Origin of the sequence: Nocardiopsis dassonvillei (assembly GCF_964273065.1) — a bacterium.
Taxonomy (GTDB): Bacteria; Actinomycetota; Actinomycetes; order Streptosporangiales; family Streptosporangiaceae; genus Nocardiopsis; species Nocardiopsis dassonvillei_B.
In genome coordinates, this window is record NZ_OZ186815.1 from 451,394 (window position 1) to 473,591 (window position 22,198).

20 protein-coding genes are annotated in these 22,198 nt (G+C 75.3%); 6 read left to right on the plus strand and 14 right to left on the minus strand.

All coding sequences use genetic code 11. The annotated features are described in order from the left end of the window. Window positions 1-49 precede the first annotated feature (49 nt). Window positions 50-697 carry a response regulator gene (locus ACSUPR_RS02225; protein ID WP_436889081.1) on the minus strand — a complete coding sequence of 216 codons (648 nt, stop codon included), beginning with the start codon at window positions 695-697 and terminating at the stop codon, window positions 50-52. Next, window positions 694-1,989, minus strand: a complete 1,296-nt coding sequence (locus tag ACSUPR_RS02230; protein WP_436889083.1) for a sensor histidine kinase — start codon at window positions 1,987-1,989, stop codon at window positions 694-696. The genes ACSUPR_RS02225 and ACSUPR_RS02230 overlap by 4 nt, the downstream gene beginning before the upstream one ends. 378 nt (window positions 1,990-2,367) lie before the next feature. On the opposite strand from ACSUPR_RS02230, the gene ACSUPR_RS02235 reads away from it, so the two are divergent. Both ACSUPR_RS02235 and ACSUPR_RS02240 read left to right on the plus strand, forming a co-directional pair. Continuing rightward, window positions 2,368-3,750: an amino acid permease gene (locus tag ACSUPR_RS02235; protein WP_436892210.1), complete on the plus strand. Its 1,383-nt coding sequence runs from the start codon at window positions 2,368-2,370 to the stop codon at window positions 3,748-3,750. A 179-nt stretch (window positions 3,751-3,929) separates the two neighbouring features. Beyond that, window positions 3,930-4,454 (plus strand): hypothetical protein, encoded by a 525-nt coding sequence (locus ACSUPR_RS02240; protein ID WP_436889084.1) that lies wholly within the window; start codon window positions 3,930-3,932, stop codon window positions 4,452-4,454. A 63-nt stretch (window positions 4,455-4,517) separates the two neighbouring features. Here the strand turns inward: ACSUPR_RS02240 and ACSUPR_RS02245 are convergent, their stop codons facing one another. The 11 genes from ACSUPR_RS02245 to nirB form a co-directional block, all read right to left on the minus strand. Next, window positions 4,518-5,858: a hypothetical protein gene (locus ACSUPR_RS02245; protein WP_436889086.1), complete on the minus strand. Its 1,341-nt coding sequence runs from the start codon at window positions 5,856-5,858 to the stop codon at window positions 4,518-4,520. A gap of 130 nt (window positions 5,859-5,988) precedes the next feature. Next, window positions 5,989-7,209 (minus strand): site-specific integrase, encoded by a 1,221-nt coding sequence (locus ACSUPR_RS02250; RefSeq protein ID WP_436889088.1) that lies wholly within the window; start codon window positions 7,207-7,209, stop codon window positions 5,989-5,991. A 17-nt stretch (window positions 7,210-7,226) separates the two neighbouring features. Next, window positions 7,227-7,724 carry a hypothetical protein gene (locus ACSUPR_RS02255; RefSeq protein WP_436889090.1) on the minus strand — a complete coding sequence of 166 codons (498 nt, stop codon included), beginning with the start codon at window positions 7,722-7,724 and terminating at the stop codon, window positions 7,227-7,229. A gap of 9 nt (window positions 7,725-7,733) precedes the next feature. Beyond that, entirely contained in the window at window positions 7,734-8,057 is a 324-nt protein-coding gene (locus ACSUPR_RS02260) for a hypothetical protein (protein WP_436889092.1), read from the minus strand. Between the two features lie 155 nt (window positions 8,058-8,212). After that, window positions 8,213-11,809, minus strand: a complete 3,597-nt coding sequence (locus tag ACSUPR_RS02265) for a TM0106 family RecB-like putative nuclease (RefSeq protein ID WP_436889093.1) — start codon at window positions 11,807-11,809, stop codon at window positions 8,213-8,215. A gap of 165 nt (window positions 11,810-11,974) precedes the next feature. Further along, window positions 11,975-12,709 (minus strand): septal ring lytic transglycosylase RlpA family protein, encoded by a 735-nt coding sequence (locus ACSUPR_RS02270; RefSeq protein ID WP_436889095.1) that lies wholly within the window; start codon window positions 12,707-12,709, stop codon window positions 11,975-11,977. Window positions 12,710-12,975: 266 nt separating this feature from the next. Next, window positions 12,976-14,124 (minus strand): dual specificity protein phosphatase family protein, encoded by a 1,149-nt coding sequence (locus ACSUPR_RS02275; protein ID WP_436889097.1) that lies wholly within the window; start codon window positions 14,122-14,124, stop codon window positions 12,976-12,978. A gap of 170 nt (window positions 14,125-14,294) precedes the next feature. Further along, window positions 14,295-14,987, minus strand: coding sequence for a sirohydrochlorin chelatase (locus ACSUPR_RS02280; RefSeq protein ID WP_436889099.1), 693 nt, complete (start codon window positions 14,985-14,987; stop codon window positions 14,295-14,297). A 5-nt stretch (window positions 14,988-14,992) separates the two neighbouring features. Then, window positions 14,993-16,144 (minus strand): uroporphyrinogen-III synthase, encoded by a 1,152-nt coding sequence (locus ACSUPR_RS02285; RefSeq protein WP_436889101.1) that lies wholly within the window; start codon window positions 16,142-16,144, stop codon window positions 14,993-14,995. After that, complete coding sequence (nirD, locus tag ACSUPR_RS02290) at window positions 16,141-16,536, minus strand: nitrite reductase small subunit NirD (protein WP_436889103.1); 396 nt, start codon at window positions 16,534-16,536, stop codon at window positions 16,141-16,143. Before nirD ends, ACSUPR_RS02285 begins: the two co-directional genes overlap by 4 nt. Beyond that, window positions 16,533-19,040, minus strand: a complete 2,508-nt coding sequence (gene nirB, locus ACSUPR_RS02295; RefSeq protein ID WP_436889105.1) for a nitrite reductase large subunit NirB — start codon at window positions 19,038-19,040, stop codon at window positions 16,533-16,535. The genes nirD and nirB overlap by 4 nt, the downstream gene beginning before the upstream one ends. A gap of 281 nt (window positions 19,041-19,321) precedes the next feature. Between nirB and ACSUPR_RS02300 the strand changes: the two genes are divergently transcribed. Both ACSUPR_RS02300 and ACSUPR_RS02305 read left to right on the plus strand, forming a co-directional pair. Continuing rightward, window positions 19,322-20,212 carry an ADP-ribosylglycohydrolase family protein gene (locus ACSUPR_RS02300; protein WP_436889107.1) on the plus strand — a complete coding sequence of 297 codons (891 nt, stop codon included), beginning with the start codon at window positions 19,322-19,324 and terminating at the stop codon, window positions 20,210-20,212. A gap of 171 nt (window positions 20,213-20,383) precedes the next feature. Continuing rightward, window positions 20,384-20,872, plus strand: a complete 489-nt coding sequence (locus ACSUPR_RS02305) for a DUF6194 family protein (RefSeq protein ID WP_436889108.1) — start codon at window positions 20,384-20,386, stop codon at window positions 20,870-20,872. A gap of 6 nt (window positions 20,873-20,878) precedes the next feature. Here ACSUPR_RS02305 and ACSUPR_RS02310 read toward each other — a convergent pair whose 3' ends face one another. Continuing rightward, on the minus strand, window positions 20,879-21,271 hold the full coding sequence (locus ACSUPR_RS02310; RefSeq protein WP_436889109.1) for a winged helix-turn-helix transcriptional regulator: 393 nt from the start codon (window positions 21,269-21,271) through the stop codon (window positions 20,879-20,881). A gap of 85 nt (window positions 21,272-21,356) precedes the next feature. Between ACSUPR_RS02310 and ACSUPR_RS02315 the strand changes: the two genes are divergently transcribed. Together ACSUPR_RS02315 and ACSUPR_RS02320 are read left to right on the plus strand one after the other, a co-directional pair. Further along, on the plus strand, window positions 21,357-21,521 hold the full coding sequence (locus tag ACSUPR_RS02315; RefSeq protein WP_436889111.1) for a hypothetical protein: 165 nt from the start codon (window positions 21,357-21,359) through the stop codon (window positions 21,519-21,521). A gap of 16 nt (window positions 21,522-21,537) precedes the next feature. After that, window positions 21,538-22,179, plus strand: coding sequence for a DsbA family oxidoreductase (locus tag ACSUPR_RS02320; protein ID WP_436889113.1), 642 nt, complete (start codon window positions 21,538-21,540; stop codon window positions 22,177-22,179). Window positions 22,180-22,198: the final 19 nt, after the last annotated feature.

The window sequence follows — 22,198 nt, forward strand, 5'->3', positions numbered from 1 at the left end:
TTTCGCCCCGCTCCCCCGGCCCTCCTGTCGGGTGCGGTGTGCGGTGGGGTCAGCGGCGGGCCTGGACGAGGCCGGCGTCGTAGGCGGCGATGACGGCCTGGGTGCGGTCGCGGGCGCCGAGTTTGGTGAGGATGTTGGAGACGTGGGTCTTGACGGTCTCGGTGCCCAGGTGCAGGTGGTGGGCGATCTCGGTGTTGGTGAGGCCTTGGGCGATGAGGGTGAGGGTCTGGGATTCGCGGGGGGTGAGGGTGGCGACGGCGCGGGCGGCGGGGGTGGGCTGTGCGGGGCGGGTGGCGGCCAGGGCGCGCAGTGCGGTGGGGAAGAGCAGGGTGTCTCCGCGGTGGGCGATGCGGATGGCGGCGAGGATGTCCTCGGGCGGGGTGCGCTTGAGGAGGAAGCCGGTGGCTCCGGCGCGCAGGGCGTCCCAGACGTGGGCGTCGTTGTCGAAGGTGGTCAGGACCAGGACGCGGGGCGGGTGGGGGCGGGCGGTGAGGGTGCGGGTGGCCTGGATGCCGTCCAGGCGGGGCATGCGCACGTCCATGAGGACGAGGTCGGGGGTGGTGCGGGCCACCAGGTCGGGGACGCCGGCGCCGTCGTCGGTCTGGCCGGCGACCTCCATGTCGGGTTCGGCGGCGATGAGGGCGGCCAGTCCGGCGCGGATGAGGGCTTCGTCGTCGACGAGGGCGATCCGGATCATGGGGTGTCGGTGTCTTTCCAGTTCAGGGTGAGGTCGAGGGTCCAGTGAGTGGGTTCGGTGGCGGGGGTGGGTCCGGCGGTGAGGGTGCCGCCGAGCAGGTGGGCGCGTTCCTGCATGCCGGTGATGCCGCGGCCGCCGGTGCGGCGGCGGGTGAGGGGGCGGCGGGGAGGGAGGGGGTTGGTGGCGGTGAGGTGGAGGTGGTGGGGGGTGATGTGCAGGGTGAGCTCGAGGGGGTGGCCGGGTGCGTGGGTGAGGGCGTTGGTGAGGGCCTGTTGGGCGATGCGGTAGGTCTCGCGGGAGAGCAGGGCGGGGACGGTGCGGGGGTCGCCGGTCAGGGTCAGGTGCAGGGGTGTGCCGGTGTGGGAGGCGGTGTCGGCCAGGTGGGTGAGGTGGGTGAGGTCGGGGGGCGGCGCGGTGGGGGCGGGGGTGTCCTCGCGCAGGATGCCCAGGGCGTGGTCGAGGTCGGCGGTGGCGGTGCGGGCCTGGTCGGCGATGTGGGTGAGGGCCTGGCGGGCGAAGTCGGGGTCGGTGTCGATGAGGCGGGCGGCGGTGGCGGCCTGGAGGGTGACGACGGACAGGGCGTGGCCGAGGGAGTCGTGGAGTTCTCGGGCCAGGCGGTTGCGTTCGGCCAGGGCGCGGGCGCGGGCCTGGGCGTCGGCGAGCAGGCGGGCGGGTGAGGGGCCGAGCAGGCGGGGGGCGAGCAGGGCCAGGAGGTGGCCGGTGAGGGCGACGGCGGCGATGAGGGCCAGGAGCAGGGCCAGGCCCAGGAGGGGGCCGGCCAGGCGTTGGGCGGGGGTGAGGGGTCCGTGTCCCAGGAGGGTGAGGGGGCCCTGGGAGACGGTGTGGGCTTCCGCGGACAGGGGGGCGATGGCCAGGAGCGCGGATTCGGTGAGGCCGACCATGGTGGCCAGGCTGACGGCCAGGCCGGTGAAGGTGTGCAGGCACAGCCACAGGGCGGCGCGGGCGCCGGGTGCGGGGGGTGTGTCGGGGAGCCGGTCCAGGGGGCCGCGCAGGAGGGCGCGGGCGAGTTGGTGCTGGGCGGTGGCGACGCCGGGGATGCGGGCGGTGGCGGCCAGCGCGGCGAGGGTGATGAGCAGGCCCAGGGCCCAGGAGGCGGGGCTGGGCTGGTTCTGGGTGCCGCCCTGGGTGATGAGGCCTGCCAGGACGAGGCCGGCCACGGCGTAGGGGGTGAGCAGGGCGCCGCCGATGATGAGGTAGGCCCAGCGCCGGTAGGTGTGGGCGCTGGTGAAGGGGCGTGCCGCGGTGGCGAGCGGTCGGATGAGGTGGCGCACAGGGTGATCGTGGCACAGGGGGCGGGGGGTGTGCCTCCCCCGTGGTGGGGATGGCGGCCGCCGTCCGGGCACGGGGGCGGCGGGTGGCGTGGTCCGGTACGGACCGGCAGGGTGGCGGCCGTCACGGTTCGTGGTGGTGCGGGTCGCCGTTGTGTGTGGTGGCGGTCATGCTCATGAGGGTTGCTCAGGTTTTGCTGTGATCTGTCCCATATTGATGGGTTGATGGGCTGTTTTCGGTGGGGCCGGTGCCCGGCGGGGTGACGGCGTGCTCCTAGTGTTGGTGGGGTGACGAGCAGTACAACGCCGCCCAACCCCGCGGCGAGCACCCCAGAACAGTCCACCACCACCGGACTGGCCCACACCCTGCGGCGCCGCCACATGGCGCTCATCGCCATCGGCGGTTCGGTCGGGGCGGGCCTCTTCATCGGCTCGGGAGCGGTCATCCAGACGGCCGGTCCCGCCGCCGTGGTCTCCTACGCCATCGCCGGGGCCCTGGTCTTCCTGACCCTGCGCGCCCTGGGCGAGATGGTCGTCTCCGTGCCGGCCGGCGGTTCCTTCTCCGACTACGCGCGCCTGGCCTTCGGCCCGCGTGCGGGCTTCACCATCGGCTGGGTCTACTGGTGGATGTACGCGGTCCTGGTGGCCGCGGAGTCCGTGGCCGGGGCCACCATCCTGTCGGGGTGGATCCCCGGGGTCCCGGCCTGGGTCCTGGCCCTGGCCGTGCTGCTGTCGATGACGGCGGCCAACCTGGTCTCGGTGCGGGTCTTCGCCGAGACCGAGTCGTTCTTCTCCCTGGTCAAGGTCGCCACCATCGTGGCGTTCCTGTTCATCGGCGGCGCCTGGGCGCTGGGCCTGTGGCAGGGCGCGGGCGCGGACTCGATCGCCAACCTGTGGCAGCACGGCGGGTTCGCGCCGCAGGGGTGGACGGCCGTGCTGGCCGCCACCGTGGTGGTGCTGTTCGCCTTCGGCGGGGTGGAGATCATCACCGTCGCCGCCGGTGAGAGCGCCGAGCCCGAGCGGGGGGTGGCCTCGGCGGTCACCAACGTGCTGTGGCGCATCGGCCTGTTCTACGTGGCCTCGATCGTGGTCGTGGTGCTGGTCCTGCCCTGGAACACCGTGGAGCCGGGGGTCAGCCCGTTCGTGGCGGTCATGGAGCACGTGGGGATCCCCGGTGCGGCCCTGATCATGGAGATCGTGGTCTTCATCGCGGTGCTGAGCGTGCTCAACGCCGCGATGTACACCTCCTCGCGGATGCTGTTCACCCTCACCCGCCAGGGGGACGCCCCGCACGTGCTGCGCGGGACCAGCCGGCGCGGTGTGCCGGTGCGGGCGATCCTCCTGGGCACGGTGGTCGGGTACGTGGCCGCGGTGGCCGAGTACCTGTTCCCCGGGCACGTGTTCCCGTTCCTGGTGGCCTCCATCGGCGCGATCCTGCTGGTGCTGTTCCTGACGATCTGCGCCTCCCAGCTGGTGGTGGGGCGGCGGGTGCGCACGCGCGAGCCGGAGCGGCTGGGGTTCGCGATCTGGGCGTTCCCCTACCTGACGTGGGCGGCGCTGGTCGGACTGGTGGTGATCGGCGTGGCGATGCTGGTCATCCCCGAGCAGCGTCCGGCGCTGCTGGCGTCCCTGGGGGCGGTCGTGGTGGCGCTGGCGGCCTATGAGGTGCGGCGCCGGTTCGGCGGCCCGACCTCGGACCGGGTCCTGTCCCTGGACGGGCATGCCGGAGCGGACGGGCTGCGCCGGGACCCCGGCGCCCCCTGAGGGGTCTCCGGACCGGTCGCCGTCGCGGGCGCCGCACTCCCCCGCCGGAGGGGGTGCGGCGCCCGCCGCGTGTCCGGCGACCGGGCGGCCCGGTTTCGGATGTGCATTCGGTGGGGTTTTGTGGGCTGCCACCTGTTTTGTCGCTAAGGTGTCGCGCAACCCCTGAGAGGAGCACCCCCGTGCGACATTTCGTCGGCTTCCTGTCCGGTCTGATCCTTGCCCCCGTGCTGCTGCTGGCCTGCGGCTGGGCGTTCTCCCACCTGCGCACCCTGCACGCCGCGGAGCGCGGTGTCCTGGAGGGCACCGGCCCGCTGGTCCTGGCCGGGCTGGTGGGCGTCGGGGTCATCGTGGCGCTGATGGCCGTCCCCCCGCGGCTGACCCCGATGCTGCCGCTGTCGGTGGCCCTGGCGCTGGGCTCCGTGACGGCGGTGGCGCTGCTGCGCGGCAACCTGCTGGAGCGGCTGCCGGACGTGCCGGGTCTGGCGGGTGCGCTGGAGCTGCTGCCGCTGGGCGTGTTCGTTCCGGTGGCGCTGGTACTGGCGGCCGCGGTGTTCGTGGGCGGGCGCTGGCGGCGCCGCGAGGAGGACCGCGAGGTCACCGAGGAGGAGTACTTCGAGGGCCTGTACGAGGAGGACGAGCCGCAGGCGCGGACGCGTGCGGAGTCCGTCCCCGAGCCCCAGCACGTTCCCCGGCACCGGGCCTGACCGGCCCCTCCCCCGCACGTTCGTGGGCCCGCACCCGGGTGCGGGCCCACGAACGTGTCCGGTTCAGCGCCAGGTGGGGCCCCAGGCGGAGCTGTTGGAGACTCCCGGCGGCAGCGGCGGCAGGCCGGTGCCGGAGGGTTCGGCGGGCGGGCCGGGCCGCTGGGGTCGGGGTGCGGCCGCCGGGGGTGCGGGGTCCGGCTCCGGCGCGGGGGGCGCCTGGGGCTCGGGCCGCTGCTCCCGGGGCGCGGGTTCGGGTTCGGGGGCCAGGAAGCCGCGGACGCGGTCGGCGCCGGTGGCCTCCTCCGCCAGGACCGGTTCGGGGATGGGGGTGGCGTCCTCGGTGGGGTCGGGGATGGCCGGTTCGGCGGGGGCGACCCGCTTCCACCACAGGCCGGCCTCCTCGGGGGACAGCTCGACCTCGACCTCCAGCCAGCCGGTGACCATGGGGTGGCGGCGGCGGGCGTTCCAGGAGCGGGGGTAGGGCTGCTCGTCCAGGACCAGGACGTGTTCGCCCTCCAGGGTGGGGATCTCGGCGGGGACCCCCTCGTTCCACACCCAGGTGCCGTCGTGGGCGACCAGGTTCCACCAGCCGCGGACGGTGCGGGCGGCCGGGTCGGGGTCGGCGTCGCGGAAGGCGCGCACCCAGCGCGGGTCCGGGGGGTCCCCGGCCAGTCCCTGGCCGGAGGGGCCCACGAGTGCGTCGGCGAGCAGGGTGTGGAGCTGGAAGTTGTCGCCGATGCCGTCGAACAGGACGCGGAAGGCGCGGCCGGAGGCGCGGTCCAGGACCACCGCGGAGCCGGCCTCGGCCATGCGCAGCAGGGCCCGGACCTCCTGGAGGTCGGGCAGGTGGTCGCCGAGCTGGTTGGCGACGGCGACGAGTTCGGCGTGCAGGGTGGCGTCGCGGCGCACGTGGGAGCGGACGGTGGAGCGGGAGAGCATGGTCTTGGCGGCCAGGGCGTGGCGGGCGACGGTCCACCAGCACATGGTGGCGCCGGGGGCGTCGGCGCCCAGGTCGGTGGCGACGCGGTTCTCGTCGGCTGCGGTGACGGAGTCGGGGTCGGGCGGGTCGCCGCCGCCGGTGCGCTGCCAGGCGCGGACGAAGACGATGGCGCCGCGGCCGATGGCGCGCAGGCGGCGCAGGACCTCGGGTCCGGCGGGGCCGGGGTCGGTGCCGACCTCGACGAGGGCTCCGGCCACCACGCACAGGTCGGCGGTGATGCCGGGGGCGGCGTGGTCGCCGGTGAGGAGGGGGGCCAGCGCCTCCAGGGCGAGTTCGCGTTCGGAGGCGGGGATGCGGGGGGCCAGGACGAGGACCTGGTGGACCGCCGGCGGGAACTGGCGGGGGTCGGCGGACACCGATGCGTCGATCAGTTGTTGGAATGCCGCGCGGAATTCGTCGACCATGGGCCCGTCCCCTTTCTCACGCAACCAACCTAATGCGTCGTGAGTGAAGGATCGCACGTTAAGTGCGGTTTTCCGTCCTCACTGGTGGGTTTGTTGAAGATTCGAGACGAGGCCCCCACGCGGCGCCGCCTCACAGCCCCAGGCGGGTGACGGCGTTGTCGTCCAGCGGGTCCGCGCTGCGGATGTAGTCGTGCACCGTGCGCGGGTTGGTCCACCGCCCCTGCCGCATGATCTCACGGTCGGCGGCCCCGCCCAGTGCGGCCTGGGTGGCGAATCCGGCGCGCAGGGAGTGCCCGCCGAACGCCTCGGGGTCCAGTCCGGCGCGGGCGGCGTACTTTTTGACCACCTCCCCCACCGACTGCCCCGTCATGGCCCGGGGCCCCAGGGCGCCGTGGCGCGAGACCGGGACCAGCAGCGGGCGGGCCGTTCCGTCGGCCAGCGGTGCCAGGTCCTGCGGGGTCAGGCGTCCGCAGCGGTGGACGGAGGCGGGCGGCTCGGCGGCGGCCCCGGCGAGCAGGGCGCGCACCGCCTCGGCGCCGCCCGACAGGTGGCGGGCGCGCAGCTCGGCCCAGTCGGCCAGCGCGCACACCGGGCAGGTGTGCCGGTGGCGGCCCCGGGGCAGCGCCACGACGTGGCCGCGCCGTCCCTCCTGGTCGGTCTTGGTGGCGCCCAGTGCCACCAGCAGGGTGGTGGCCCCGCCCGCGGGGTCGGTGCGCACCGTGATGTCGTCGAAGGTGATGCCGGCCAGCTCCGAGCGGCGCAGCGCCCCCGCGAACCCGGTGAGCAGCAGCACGGTGTCGCGGCGGCGGGTGATGCCGCCGGGGTGGTCCGCGGGCGGGCGGTGGGCCAGCAGCGCCTCCAGGGTCGCCAGCACCACCGGGTCCTTGCGGCGGGGGCGGGCCCGGCGGGTGCGGCGGATACCGCGCAGGGTCAGGCGCACCACCTCGGCCCGGGTGGGCGAGGCCAGGCCGTGGGCGCCGTGGACGGCGGCGATGGCCGCGGCCCGGCGCTCGATGCTGGCCGGGGCCAGCGCAAGGCGCCCGTCGGGGGTGCGGGCCTCGGCGCAGGCGGCCAGGTAGACCGCGACGTCGACGGCGTCGGCCGGCAGGGACGTGCGCTCCTCGGCCAGGCACCAGGCGGTGAAGGCGCTCCAGTCGGTGCGGTAGGCGCGCAGGGTGTTGGGCGACTGGGCGTTGGCCAGGAACCGGGCCAGGGCGCGGGCCTGGTCGTCGTCGAAGCGCTCGCGGACCCGTTCCAGGGCCCGGGTGTCGACCAGGACGCTGTGCGTCCCCGCGGCCAGGCGGGTGCGCACGGCGTCGGGCAGGGCCACGGCGTTCTCGGGGGTGTCCACGGGCCGCTCCCGGCGGGTCAGCCGGCCAGGTGGGAGCGCAGGGCGTCCCACAGTTCGGCCGGGGGCATCGCCCAGAACACCAGGACCGCGGAGACCACCAGGGCGGCGGTGAAGCCGATGGCGGCGATCCTGCGGCGCAGGACCACGGCGGCGACGGCTGAGGCCGCGGGCACGAGCAGGGCCAGGACCAGCAGCCAGATCAGGGAGGTGCCGATGGAGTCCACCGCCTCCGCGGCGGCTCCGGGGTCGGCGGGGTCGACGGCGGCGGCGTCCAGGGTGGTGAACAGCAGCGCGGCCAGCGCCAGCGGGGAGCCCAGGCCCCAGACCAGGCCCAGGACCACCCACAGGGCGGTCAGGCGCCGGTCGGGCGGGTCGCCGACGACCACCGGGGTGCGCGAGATCCTGCCCGCGGCGGGAGCGGCGTCCCGGTTCCCGCCGGGGGTCTCCCGGGCTCGCCGGGGCGGGGATCCGTTGTCGGGACCGGGCCTGCGCTTCCTGCGTTTCTTGGGTGACACACCCGGAGCCTACCCGCCCAGGGGGGTGAAGTGGATCAGGGACACGAACACCAGCGGCCAGGCCAGCAGCACCAGCGACCACAGGGCGGCCCTGCGGTCCCCGGCGACGGTGGCCACGGCGGCGGCCAGCAGGGGGATGCCGACGAAGGCGCCGAAGGAGAGGGTGAACCATTCGGCGGCCGACCCGGCGTGGGATTCCGCGTTGGCGCCCATGAGGTATCCGGCCGGCCCCAGGGTGAGGGCCATCAGGGCCAGGACGAGGACGACGACGCGGATTCCGGTGGGGTGGCGGGTGTTGCGGCCACGGCCGGAGGCGGAGGGACTGTCGGACACGGGGGCCGGGGTGCCTTTCGGGAACGGGGCGGGGTGGGCCGTCGCGCACGCGCGGCGCACGGCCTCGCGGGGATGCGCGGACCGGCCGTGGCGGGGGCGTGCTCTGTAAAACGTACTCCACCCGGAGGGTGTCCGAAACCGGCGCCGGTGTGTCGTCACCGGTGGTCGGGCCAGGGGCGGGCGGCACCGGTCAGGCGGGTGAAGGACGCCAGCAGGCGCAGCTCCTCGATGCTGCGCGGGGCGGTCGCGGCCAGGTGCGGGGAGTGGACGAGCACGGCGATCAGCTGGGCCCGGGACAGGGCGACGTTGAGGCGGTTGCGGTCCAGGACGAAGGCGGTGCCGCGGCTGGTCTCGGCCGCGTCGGAGGTGGTCATGGAGCAGATGACGGCGGGTGCCTCCTGGCCCTGGAAGCGGTCGACGGTGCCGACGCGGACGCCCTCCAGGGCGGGGTCGGATTCGGCGGCGCGGGCCAGGGCGCGGCGCAGGGCCCGCACCTGGAGGTTGTAGGGGGCCACGACGAGGATGTCGTGGCCGGTCAGCGGCCGGGGCGGGGCGTCGGCGCCCAGGGTGGCCTTGTCGGCGACCAGGGCGGTGGCCGCGGCGACGACGGCCTCGACCTCCTCGGGGCTGTGGGTGGTGCGGCCGCGGTGGTCGACCGCGTGGGCGTACAGGCCGGGTTCGTGCAGGGCCAGGGTGCGCAGGGCGGTGGTGGGGTGGGCGTGCAGGCGGCCCTGGTAGGACAGGTCCGAGACGGGGGCGCACACGGCCGGGTGCATGCGCCGGGTCTGGTCCAGGAAGTAGCCGCGGGCGGGGTCGATGATCTGGCGGCCGCCCATGAGGTGCTGCAGGGCGGAGGCGTCGGCGCCCTCGCCGTGGGTGCCCTGGACGACCTGGGGCAGCTGCTGGGGGTCTCCGAGCAGGACCAGGTCGCGGGCGGCCGCGGACACGGCCAGGGTGTCGGCCAGGGCGAACTGCCCGGCCTCGTCGATGATGAGGACGTCCAGGGGGTCGGCGACCATGGAGGCGTTGGCCATGGCCCAGGCGGTGCCGCCGATGAGGACGGGGCGGCCCTCGGAGGTGTGCTTGGCGCGCCACCCGGCCAGCGCCTGGGGGGTGGTGGGCTGGTCCCAGGGCAGGTCGGGGTCGGCGTCCTTCCTGGACTTGGCGCGTTTGGCGGCCGGCAGGTCGACCCCGGCCTCCTCGGCGGCGCGCAGGGCGGCGGACATGACGTTCTCGACGGCCTTGTGGCTGGTGGAGCACACGCCCACGCTCTTGCCCCGGCGGGCCAGGTGGGTGATGAGGCGTCCGGCGAGGTAGGTCTTGCCGGCTCCGGGCGGGCCCTGGACGGCGAGGTAGGAGTGGTCCAGGCGGTCGACGGCTGCGATGGTGGCGGCGATGAGGTCGCCGCCGTGGTCGGCGGGGTCGGGCAGGGGGCCGGCGGGGGTCAGGCGCGGGGGGATGCGGCGCAGCAGGTCCAGTCCGGCGTGGCGGGGCCATTCGGGCAGGTCCTGGAGCGCCCGGCCGGCGACGGTCTCCAGGGCGCCGTCCTTGGGGGCGGGGTTGACCGGGGAGCCGGGCAGGACGGCGACGGGGTTGCGGAAGTGCAGGGCGTCGGCGTCGCAGGTCTCGACGATGGTGAGGCTGTCGGGGCGGGCCTCGGTGACCGTGGCGGTGGCGGCCAGGGCGGGCTGGCCGGGGGCGCCGGGGTAGAGCAGGTGGACGTCCTGGCCGGTGGTGAAGGGGTGGGGGTGGGAGGTGTCCAGGCGCATGAGGATCTCGCGGCGGGCCTTGCGCTGCCGGCCGGTGGGTTCGACCCACTCCCCCGCGCGGACCTGCCAGGGGACGGCGCAGTCGGTGTCGGTCTCCAGGTCGGTGAGGGGGGCGTTGGTGCGGCGGTAGTGCTCGCGCCAGGGCGGGAGGTTCTCGCGCTGGTAGTAGCCGACCAGGGCGGCCAGGGAGGCGCGGGCGGCGTCCTCCTCGGTGCGTTCGGCGGGGTCCTCGGGCACCCGCTCCAGGAGGGGTTCGGTGAGGGCCGCCTGGCGGGCCAGGCGTTCGGCGCGCCTGCGGGCGCGCTCGGCCTCGTCCTCGGTGAGTTCGAGCTGGACCAGGGGGCGGTCGGTGATGCCCTGGAGGGTGCGGTGCTCCTCCAGCCAGTCGCGCAGGCGGGCGGTGGAGTGGCAGTCGTCGCGGTTGTAGGCGGCGATGTCGGCCAGGACCTGGGCGGCGCGGTCGTGGTCGCCGGCCTCCAGTGCGGCCAGGTGGGCGGCGTAGGCGTCGATGCTGGAGGTGGCGGTGGTGACGCCGCCGGAGCGGGCGTCGGGCAGGTAGAGGGGTTCGAGGTACTTGATGGAGTAGGAGCGCTGGGACACGCGCAGGCTCTTGCGGACCACGGTGTACAGGTCCACCAGGCGGTGTTCGCGCAGGAGCCGGTTGACCTCCTCCTCGCGGGTGGCGAACTCGGAGCTGAGGTGTTTGAGGCGGTCGACCTCGTAGGAGGCGTAGTGGTAGATGTGCGCGCCGGGGTCGGCCTCGATGCGGGCGCAGGCGAAGTCGACGAAGTCCTCCAGTGCCTTCTTCTCCTGGACGCGGTCGTGGGCCCAGAAGGTGTGGAAGGTCTCGGTGCCGTCCTCGTCCTCGGTGGTGGCGCCGAAGAGGTACTCCAGGCCGCGGCCGCCCTCGCGGGAGTGGTAGGGGTAGCCCTCCATGTCGAAGAAGACGTCGCCGGGGCTGGGGGCGGGCAGGGAGGCCAGGCCGTCGGGGGCGAACACCTCGGCGGTGACGGTGCCCTGGGGGTTGTCGGGGGTGCGGGTGGTGTCCTGGCGGACCTGGAGGGAGGCCTGGGCGCGCAGCTGTTCGAAGGAGCGGCGGGGCAGGGAGGCGGGGCGCTGGTCGTCGCCGGCGCGGGCGAGGTCGTCGATGGTGCAGATGCCGGCGTCGATGAGTTTGGCGGCCTGGTCGGTGCGCAGGCCCGCGACCAGGGAGAGGTGGCGGGCGGCGGTGCGGCCCGAGGAGCACCAGGTGGAGTAGCCGCAGCCGTCGCAGGAGGGGCGGGGGGCGCCCCAGGTGGGGGCGGGCAGGGCGGGGTCGGCGGCCAGGGACGCCAGCAGCCGGTCGGTGACGGTGCCCAGGATGGGGGTGAAGTCGGTGGTGTCCAGGCTGTGGGTGTGGCCGTCGCCGGTGAGCAGGTGCATGCGGCGGGGGGTGCGGCCGGTGGCCACGGCGACGGCGTGGGCGTAGGCGGCGAGCTGGACGACGGCGCCGGGGCCGGGGCGGCGCGCGAGCTTGGTGTCCCAGGGTTCGTAGGTCCAGGGCTCGTCCGGGTCGGCTTCGGGGCGGGTGGTGCCGGTGGCGGGGTCCAGGTCGGCGCGGATGAGGAAGTCGGCGCGGCCGTGGAAGGCGACGGGGGCGGTGCCGCGGGCGGGCAGGGGGTGGTGGAAGCAGCCCTGGTAGATGACCGGGGCCCCCTCGGCCATGGCGCGGGCGGTGGCGGCGGCGGCCTCGGCCAGGGAGGTGTCGTCGGGGTGGGGGTCGGGGATGTGGACGACGTGGCCGAACAGTGCGGTGAGGCGTTCGAGTTCGGCCTGTTCGTGCAGGTGGCCGTGGTGGGCGACGAGGGGGTCGACGGGTTCGGGGGCGGGTGCGCCCTCGACCCGGGCGGCCAGGGCGGCCTTCAGGGCGCTGCGGTGGTCGCATTCGAGGGTGTCGACGAGGTCGGTGGGTGAGACGACCCAACCGGTGGTGGTGCGGAACAACGCCCCTGCTCCCTCGCGTGTCGGTGGCTGATCGTGCGAATGACGGGGATTGTGCCACGAGGTGGGGACGTGCGGGGGGTCACACGCGGATCCGGGAGTGCCGTGACGGCCGGGCGCCCCGCACCCCCGGGGAGGGTGCGGGGCGCCCGGGCGGGGTGCGGCGGGCTAGGAGACGACCTGCCACTGCACCTGGCCGACACCGGCCCCGGTGCCGATGATCTGGTCGAACGCGGCGGTGGACAGGTCCAGGCAGCGTCCGGCGATGAAGGGTCCGCGGTCGTTGATGCGCACGGTCACGGACTTGCCGTTGCCGGGGTTGGTGACCTGGACCATGGTGCCGAAGGGCAGGGTCTTGTGCGCGGCGGTCATCGCGTTGGGGTCGAAGGTCTCCCCGTTGGCGGTGGTGCGGCCCGCGAAGTCGGCGCCGTAGAAGGAGGCCTCGCAGGTGCCGCCCTCTCCGGTGGGCTCGCCGCCGCCGGTGGAGCCGCCTCCGGAGGTGCCCCCCTGCGGTTCGGGCTCGGGTTCGGGCTCCTTCTCGATGTCGGAGGCCTGGGCGCTGGTGGTCTGGGTGGCCCCGGTGACGGCGTCCCGGGCCCCCTGGGCGGCCTGTGCGTCCGGCTCGCCCTGTCCCTGGGCGGGGACGAGCGGGTCGGGGTCGGCCTCGGGGACCACGGTGGCGCTGGTGGCCGTTTCGGGGCCGGCGCCGGTGGCCACGACGGCGGCGGTGGCGGTGCCGCCCACGATCAGGGCCAGGCCCGCGGCACCGGCGATGATGAGGGTGCGCTTGCGGCGGGCGCGCTTGGCGGCGACCCGCGGGCCCGCGGGCGCGGGCCCGCGGGTGGTGTCGATGAGGGTGGTGTCCTCGTCGACCGGTGTGGTCTGGGGCTGGTGTTCGCCCACGTCGGAGTCCTTTGAACGGGAACAGGGCAGTGCGGGCCGCGGGGCGGTCCGCTCGCGACACCACCCCTGTGCGAGGGGGCGGGGGGCGTGTGCCGGGTGCGCGGTCCTCGCCGGTCTCCGGGCCGGGGCCCGGCTGCGGGGCCGGAGGGGACCACCGTGCGGCGTCACGCGGGGTCTGAGCGCAGAGCCTAAGGGGTAACGCCGGGGTAACGGTACCGGAAAGCGACGGTTTGTGGAACTTCTCACCGCGGGTTTGTGGACTGCCCCTATCCGGTGACGTGGGGGGCGGGCAGGTCGGCGCGGCGCGGGGGGACGCCGTCGGGGAACAGGGTGGCGGCCGGGTCGGTGATGTCGTGGCCGCTCAGGTGGGCGACGGCGCGGGCCAGGGCGGGGTTGTCCAGGTGGCCGCCGACGGTGCGGATGAGCAGGGTCAGTGCGGGCAGCACGGGGGCGCCCAGTCCGGCGGCGGCGTAGCGGGCGGCCACGGCAGGGGTGCGCGAGGCCCCGGCCCAGCAGTGCACCAGGACGCGTTTGCCCTCGGCGCGCAGGGCGGCGACCGCGGCGGCGGCCTCGTCCAGGGTGAAGTGCAGGTTGGTGTTGGCGCGCGGGTCGTCGTGGAGCCAGACGCGGATCCAGTCGGCCGGGGCCAGGTGGGGCGCGTCGCCGGGATGGGTGCGGCACAGCGACACCGCGGCGTCGACCGTCTCGGGGCGGGCGCGCAGGTGGTCGATGTTGCCGAGCAGGACACCGGGGTCCAGGGGGTGGGGGACGGCGAAGGGCGGCAGGCGGCGCGGGTGGTCGGCCAGGACGGAGGCGTGGGGCCACCGGTCGGTGCGGGGGCCGCGGACCAGGGTGAAGGTGTCGGTGACCAGGGTGTGGGGGTCGACGGTCCCGGACAGGACGCGCAGGGCCTGGAGGGGGACGGCGGACAGGCCCCAGCGGGCCCCGGCCAGGGCGCCGGTGTACATGGCGGCCAGGTCCCCGGAGGCGGTGTAGGCGGTCCAGACGGCGTCGACGAGGTGGGTGCAGGCGAAGGACCCGCGGTGGGGCGCGTGGCGGGGCACGGGGGTGCGGGTCAGGGCCCGCCAGGAGACGCCGCGGGGGTCGTCGGCGGCGGTGTGCTCCAGGTCCGGGGAGCGTTCGGGGGCGGCGCCGGTGCGGACCAGGGAGCGCAGGGCGTCGGTCCAGGCGCGGTCCAGGGGGTCGTCGGGCGGCGGGGTCCGGTGGTCCAGCGCGGTGCGCGCCAGGGCGGCCAGGCGGGCGGGCGGCGAGGGGGCCGGGGCCAGGAACCGGGCGGCCAGGGAGGGGTCGGCTCCGACCAGGGCGGTCGCTGCGGCGGCGCCGGCCAGGACTCCCAGGGCGCGGTCCCAGCCGGGTTCGCGGACGTCGTCGGTGGCGGGGGACGGGATGGGCATGGTCTGCCTCTCGTGGCCGAGGGGGCGGGTCCACCGGAGTGTCTTCCCCGTCGGCGGCGCGTGCGCACCCGGTTGCCGCATGTGGCCACCGCCCGCCCCGGGGGGGCGAGTCCGGGTCCCGGTCCGCGGGCGCCGCCCCGCGCCCCCGGCGGGGCGCCCCGCCCCGGGGCTCACACCGGCTGGGGGATCGCGGCCTCCTGGTAGCGGGCGGCGACGGCGTGGGCGATGGCCGGGTCCGGGCACAGGGGGTCGGCGACCACGTCCGCCCCGGCCCGGGCCAGGCGGCGCTGGAACAGGCCGGGGGCCAGCAGCCAGGAGGCCAGGGCGACACGGCGGTGCCCCCGGGCGCGCAGCTCGGCGACGCGGTCGGCGACGGTGGGCGCGGCCGTGGCGGCGAAGGCGAGGTGGACGGGGGTGTCCAGGCGGGCGGCCAGGGCGTCGGAGGCGCGGTGCAGGTCGGCCATGGCGCGGGGGTCGGAGGTCCCGGCGCAGCCCAGGACGACGGCGTCGCCGGGCCGGTACCCGGCCCGGTACAGGCGCCGCACCGCGGTGTCGCGCACGGCCGGGTGGTCGCCCAGGGCGGGGGTGACGACGGCGTCGGCGCGTCCGGCGCGGGCGAGCTGCTCGGGGATGTCGGCGCGCACGTGGTATCCGGCGGCCAGGAACGCGGGGACGACCACCAGGGGGCCGGGGCTGTCGGCGGCGACCTGTCCCACGGTGGGTTCCAGGACGTCGGCGAAGGCCAGGCGGGTGGGAACACGGGTCAGCTCGGCGGTGCGCAGGGCCAGGGAGTGGGCGACGGCGGTGCCGCGGGGGTCGCGGGTGCCGTGCAGGGCCAGCAGCAGGGTGGGGTGTCGGTGCACGGTCCTCACTCGCATCCGGGGGTGTCCAGGGCCAGCCGGTAGCCGCGCTTGACGACCGTCTGGATGATCTTGGGGTCGCCCAGGGCGGTGCGCAGGCGCGCCACGGCGGTCTCCACGGCGTGGGCGTCGGCGTCCTCCCCCAGGCAGGTGAGCAGGCGGGCGCGGTCCTGGACCTGGCCGGGGCGGTGCGCCAGGGCGCGCATGATCCGCATGAGGGTGGGCGAGAGGGTGTGGACGGTGCCGTCGACCAGGACGGCGTGGCCGCGCAGGCGCAGCCGGTGCCCGGCCACCGCCAGGGTGGGGAACCGGGCGGGCAGTTCCTCGGCCAGGGCCCGGACCTGGGCGCCGATGCGGGCGCGTTCGGGCCAGGCGGTGGGGATGTCGTGGGCCATGAGGGGTCGGGCGGTGACCGGGCCCACGCACATGGCCAGGACGTCGCGGCGCAGGGCGTGGACGAGGGCGTCGGCGTGCCCGGTGGTGCGGGCGCGGGCGAGCAGGCCTGCGGCGGCCGGGGCGCTGGTGAAGGTGACGGCGTCCACTCCCCCGGTGGTGACGGCCTCGATGAGGCGGTCCAGGGGCGCGGTCTGCTCGGGCAGGGTCCACCGGTAGACGGGGATCTCCACGACCTCGGCGCCGGCCAGACGCAGGGCGGCGGTGAAGTCGGGCAGGGGTTCGCCGTGCAGCTGGATGGCCACGCGCAGGCCCTGGACGCCGCGTTCCAGGAGGTAGTCCAGGACCTCGGCGGAGGACTCCGAGGGCGGTGACCACTCCTCGGTGAGTCCGGCGGCGCGGATGGCGCCCTTGGCCTTGGGGCCGCGGGCCAGCAGGCGGGAGGCGCCCAGGGACTCCAGGAGGCCGTCGACGGTGCCCCAGGTCTCGCAGGCCTCCACCCAGCCGCGGAAGCCGATGCCGGTGGTGGCGATGACGACGTCGGCGGGGCGGCGGACCAGGTCCTCCGAGACCGCGGCCAGGCGCTGGTCGTCGCTCAGGGGGACGATGCGCAGGGCGGGGGCGGCGATGACCTGGGCGCCCTTGCGGCGCAGCAGGGCGGAGAGCTCGTCGGCGCGGCGGGCGGCGGTGACGGCGACGGTGAATCCGGCCAGGGGCGCGGTCGTGGGCGGGGCGCTGCCCTCGCCGGTGCTCAGGGCGGTCGTCACGGGGCGCCCTCCATGCGGGTCGGGTTGCCGGTCCCGATGCGCACCGTGGTGCCGTCGTCGTGGACGGGCCAGGTGTCCAGGCGGATGCCGGGGTCGTCCAGGCTCAGGCCGGTGCGCAGGGAGAAGGCGTTCTTGAGCAGGGGCGAGGTGATGGTGGGCTCGCCGGCGCGGTCGCCGACGATGCCGCGGGACAGGACGGCGGCCCCGGTGAAGGGGTCGATGTTGTCGATGGCGTACAGGTCGCCGGTGCGGGTGCGGAACAGGGCGGCCTGGCGGCCGTCGGGCAGCAGGACGGCGACTCCGTCGTCGGTGCGCAGGCGGGTGCTGGGGCAGGCGACGGTCCAGGCGGCGTCGGGGGCCGGGGCGGCGGCTTCGGCGGCGTAGGTGGTCATCGTGCGTTCTCCCGGGTGCGCAGGGTCGGAATGCCCAGCCGGACGGGTGCGGCGGGGACGGGCTGGTCGCGGGTGGTGGTGAAGGCGATGGTGGGGTCGGGGGTGTCGGGTGCGTTGGCGAAGGACTGGAAGCGGGCGAGCTTGTCGGGGTCGGCCAGGACCGCGGCCCATTCGTCGGTGTAGGAGGCGACGTGGCGGTCCATGGCGGCCTCCAGGTCGGCGGCGATGCCCAGGGAGTCCTCCACGACGACCTCGCGCAGGTGGTCCAGGCCGCCGTCCATGGCCTCGATCCAGGCGGCGGTGCGCTGGAGGCGGTCGGCGGTGCGGATGTAGAACATCAGGAACCGGTCGATGTAGCGGATGAGGGTGGGCTCGTCCAGGTCGGAGGCGAGCAGGTCGGCGTGGCGGGGGGTGAAGCCGCCGTTGCCGCCGACGTAGAGGTTCCAGCCGTGGTCGGTGGCGATGATGCCGAAGTCCTTGCTGCGGGCCTCGGCGCATTCGCGGGCGCAGCCGGAGACGGCGGACTTGAGCTTGTGGGGTGAGCGCAGGCCCCGGTAGCGCTCCTCCAGGCGGATGGCCAGGCCGACGGAGTCCTGGACTCCGTAGCGGCACCAGGTGGTGCCCACACAGGACTTGACGGTGCGCAGGGACTTGCCGTAGGCGTGCCCGGACTCGAATCCGGCCTCGACCAGGCGGGTCCAGATGGCGGGCAGCTGCTCCAGGCGGGCGCCGAACAGGTCGATGCGCTGGCCGCCGGTGATCTTGGTGTAGAGGCCGAAGTCGCGGGCGACCTCGCCGATGACGATGAGCTTGTCGGGGGTGATCTCCCCGCCCGGGATGCGCGGGACGACGGAGTAGGTGCCGTTGCGCTGCATGTTGGCCAGGTGGCGGTCGTTGGTGTCCTGGAGGGCGGCCTGCTCCCCGTCCAGGATGTGGCCGTTGCCCAGGGAGGCCAGGATGGAGGCGACGGCGGGCTTGCAGATGTCGCAGCCGCTGCCGGTGCCGTGGTTGTCGATGAGGGCGGAGAACGTGGTGGTGCCGGTGGCGCGGACGATCTCCAGGAGTTCGGCCCGGGAGTGGGAGAAGTGCTCGCACAGGGCCTTGGACTGGACGATGCCGGCCTTGTCCAGGAGGCTCTTGAGCATGGGCACGCACGATCCGCAGCTGGTGCCGGCGCGGGTGCAGGCCTTCAGCGCGGGGACGTCGTGGTTGCCGTCGCAGATGGCCTGGTCGATGGCGCCCTTGGTGACGGCGTTGCAGGAGCAGATCTGGGCGCTGTCGGGCAGGGCGTCGGCGCCCAGGGGTTCGCCCTGGGGGGTGATGAGGGCCAGCGGGTCGCCGGGCAGGGGTGATCCGACCATGGGGCGCAGGGTGGCGTAGGCGGTGGCGTCGCCGACCAGGATGCCGCCCAGCAGGGTGGTGGCGTCGTCGGACAGGACGAGCTTGGCGTAGCGGCCGGTGGCGGCGTCGTTGACGACGACGTCCAGGCAGTTCTCGGTGCGGCCGTGGGCGTCGCCGAAGCTGGCCACGTCCACGCCCATGAGCTTGAGCTTGGTGGAGGTGTCGGCGCCGGTGAAGGTGGCCTGGCCGCCGACGAGCCGGTCGGCCAGGACCTCGGCCATGGCGTTGCCGGGGGCGATGAGCCCGTAGACGGTGCCGCGGTGGCAGGCGACCTCTCCGACGGCGTGGATGTGGGCGTCGGAGGTGGTGCAGGTGTCGTCGATGGTGACGCCGCCGCGGGCGCCGACCTCCAGTCCGGCCTGGCGGGCGAGTTCGTCGCGGGGGCGGATGCCGACGGAGAAGACGACCAGGTCGGTGTCCAGGTGGGTGCCGTCGGCCAGGAGCAGGCGGGCGGCGCGGCCGTCGGGTCCGGCCTCCACGGCGGTGGAGGCGGTGCCGGCGTGGACGTGCACGCCCAGGTCGGTGACGAGTCCGGCGAGCAGCGAGCCGGCGCCCTCGTCGACCTGGGCGGGCATCAGGTGGGGGGCGAGTTCGACGACGTGCGCCTCCAGGCCCAGCAGGCGCAGGGCGTTGGCGGCCTCCAGTCCCAGCAGGCCGCCGCCGATGACGACACCTGTGCGGGCCCCGCCGCGGGCGGCGGCGGTGATGGCGTCCAGGTCCTCGATGGTGCGGTAGACGTGGCAGCCGGGCAGGTCGTGTCCGGGGACGGGCGGCACGAACGGGGCGGAGCCGGTGGCCAGGACGAGCCGGTCGTAGGCCAGGGTGCGGCCGGTGGCGGTGGTGACGGTGCGCGTGGCGCGGTCGATGGCGGTGGCGCGTTCGCTGACGTGCACGTCCACGGCGGGGCCGGACAGGTCGCCCAGGGACAGGTCCTCGGCGGTGGCGCCGTCGAAGTAGGAGGACAGGGCGACGCGGTCGTAGGCGGCGCGGGGCTCCTCCCCCACGACGGTGATGTGCCAGTGGCCCGCGGCGTCGCGGTCGCGCAGGGCCTCGACGAGCCGGTGGCCGACCATGCCGTTGCCTATGACGACGAGTTCTTCCATGGGGGTGTTCCTCCCGGTGCGGTTGCGTTTCAGGCAACCGCCGAGGTGTTACCCGGGCGTTGGGCGATGGTGTCGGGCATGTTTCGTTGTGCTGTCACCGCAGGTGGGGGGCGAGTGATAGGGCGAATCCCGAGGACAGGGGCGGTATGCGCCCGGCTGGGACGTCGGTCACACGGCTCTCGTGCGGGTCCTGCGGCGCCCTCCCCGCGTTCCGGGGCGGTGGCGCTCCTCCGGAGGGCCCTGTGGACGCGGGCGGTGCTCCCGGGACAGGATGGCGGGCGATGAGCGCATCTTCCGAGCAAGCCCGGCGAGCCCTGTCCAGCCTGTCCGCCCTGGCGGTCGGCGACGCCTTCGGCTCCCTGTTCTTCGTCCCCGGCAACCGGTTCCGGCACCGCGCCCGGGAGCTGCCGCCCGGCCCGTGGCGGTGGACCGACGACACCGAGATGGCCGCGTCGGTGTACCGGGAGGTCGTCCGGTACGGGCGTGTGGACGCCGACCGGCTCGCCGCGTCCTTCGCCGACCACCACGACTTCGACCGCGGGTACGGGCCCTCGACGGGCCGCCTGCTGCGGCTGGTGCGCGAGGGGGCCGACCACCGGGACCTGGCGCGGGGTCTGTTCGACGGCGCCGGCTCCTGGGGGAACGGGGCCGCGATGCGGGTGGCCCCGCTGGGCGCGTTCTTCGCCGACGACCCGGAGTCGGCGGCCGGGTGGGCGGCGGTGAGCGCGCGTGTCACCCACACCCACCCCGAGGCGGTGGACGGGGCGGTCGCGGTGGCGGTGGCCGCGGCCCTGGTGGCGGGGGGCGGTGCGGGCGCGCCGGGGACGTTCCTGGGCCGGGTGGCCGACCACCTGCCGGAGGGGGCCCTGAGGGAGGGGGTGCGCGCCGCGCGGGCCCTGCTGATCGTGCCCGAGCCGGTCGGGGCCGCCCACCGCTTGGGGAACGGGTCCCGTGTGCGGGCCCTGGACACGGTGCCGTTCGCCCTGTGGGTGGCCGCCAAGCACCTGCGGGGGACGCTGGGGTCCGCGCTGTGGGCGGCGGTGGCGCCGGGGGGCGACATGGACACGGTGGCGGCGATCGTGGGCGGGGTGCTGGGGGCGGGCCCGTCCGGGGCGGTCGATCCGGAGTGGGGCGGTCGCACGGAGGCGCTGCCGGGGTGGGCACTGGGCTGACGGGGGCCGCCCCCGGGAGGCCTCGTTGATGCCCGTTCGGAGGGTTCCGGGTTCGCCGTCGCCTGTGGCCCGGGGCTGTACCGCGCCAGGGTTCCGAAAGGAGTTCAAGGCCACGATGGAAGGTACGGGCCGCCGACCGGGGTCCGTGGACCGACTGTGGGAGGCCGTGTGATGACGCCGGAGGAGATCGTCGGGTTCGTCGGGGAGCTGCCGCGGGTGCGCGTGGTGCGGGCCGGGCCGGAGATCGGGGCGCCCGAGGCGGCCTGGGGCGACGTGTTCTTCTACTTCGACCCCGAGGGGAACGCCTACGAGAGCGGGGGGATGCCGTTCGCGACGATCATCGTCAAGGACTACCCGGGGTTCGACACCGCCTCGCGGCTGGACCGGCCCGGGGTGTTCCGGGTGAACGCGGCGGTGGGGCGGCGCCTGTTCGAGGAGCTCGTCGGCCACTCCCCGGCCGCGCACCCCGAGCACGCCGGCGAGGTGGACCCGGCCGGGTTCGACCGGGTCATCGCCCACCCGGTGTACGCGGCCCAGGGGTGGGTGTCGGTGGTCTGTCCCGGTGAGGCGACCGCGGGACGGGTGCGGGAGATGCTGGCGGCCGCGCACGGGCGCGAGGCCGCCCGGTGGGGGCGGCGGACCGGGGCCGCCGGGGCGTGAGCGTCCTCAGCCGCCGGGCCGTCCGCCGTCGTGGCGTTCGCGGGCGGCCCGGATGTCGTCGCGGTGTTCGGCGGCCCACCGGTTCAGGGCGGTGAGGGGTTCGAGCAGGGTGCGCCCCAGCTCCGTGAGGGAGTACTCCACCCGCGGGGGGACGCTGGCGTGGGCGGTGCGCCGGACCAGGCCGTCGCGGACCAGGGCCCGCAGGGTGAGGGTGAGCATGCGCTGGCTGATGCCGTCGATGGTGCGGTGCAGCTCGCTGTAGCGGTGGGTGCGCCACCCGAGCAGCACGATGACGAGCACGCTCCACTTGTCGCCGATGCGGTCCAGCACCTCGCGGACGGGGCAGTCCTCGACGGCGACCTGCTCGGCGGAGGGAACATCCGTGTTCGTTCCGGACATCAATGTGCCTCCTTGTCCGCGGCCTGCGACTCCTCCATACTCACTGATAATGTGGCTACGCACAATAAGTAAGTGAGGGGGCGTCGTGGACGAGCGGAACCCGGAGCGGACCGCGCCGCAGGAGGCCGCCGACACCACCGGGGGGCGCGGGGACACCGCGGCCCCGGCACCGCCCCTGACCATGGTCACGGGCCTGGTGACGGTGGGGACCGAGGACGCGCCCGCGTGCTCGGACGGCGTGTGCCGGTGAGTGGGAGGTTCGTTCCGTGCAGGTGGAGATCTGGTCCGACATCGTCTGCCCGTGGTGCTACATCGGCAAGCGCCGCTTCGAGAAGGCGCTGGCCTCGTTCGAGCACGCCGACGAGGTCGAGGTCACCTGGCGCAGCTTCCAGCTCGACCCGGCCTTCCCCCGGGGTGAGAGCGTCCCGGTCTACGACGCGCTGTCCAAGAAGATGGGCGCCCCGCGCGAGCAGGTGCGCGCCATGACCGAGCAGGTCACGCAGGTGGCCGCCGAGGAGGGGCTGGAGTACGACTTCGCCTCCGGCGTCATGGCCAACACCTTCGACGCCCACCGGCTCGTGCACCTGGCGCAGAGCAGGGGGCTGGGCGACGCCGCCCACGAGGCGTTCATGAACGCCCAGCTGGTGCGGGCCGAGGACCTGTCCGACCCCGAGACGCTGGTGAAGGTCGCCGTGGAGATCGGGCTCGAGGAGGCCGAGGCCCGCGAGGTGCTGGCGGGGGACGCCTTCACCGCCGAGGTGGACGCCGACATCGACACCGCCCGGCGGCTGGGTGCGACGGGGGTGCCGTTCTTCGTGATGGACCGCGCCTTCGGGGTGTCGGGCGCCCAGCCGGTGGAGGTGTTCGCCTCCGCCCTGGAGAAGGCCCACCGGGCCTCCCGGGGCTGAGCCCTCCCCTCTCCCGCCG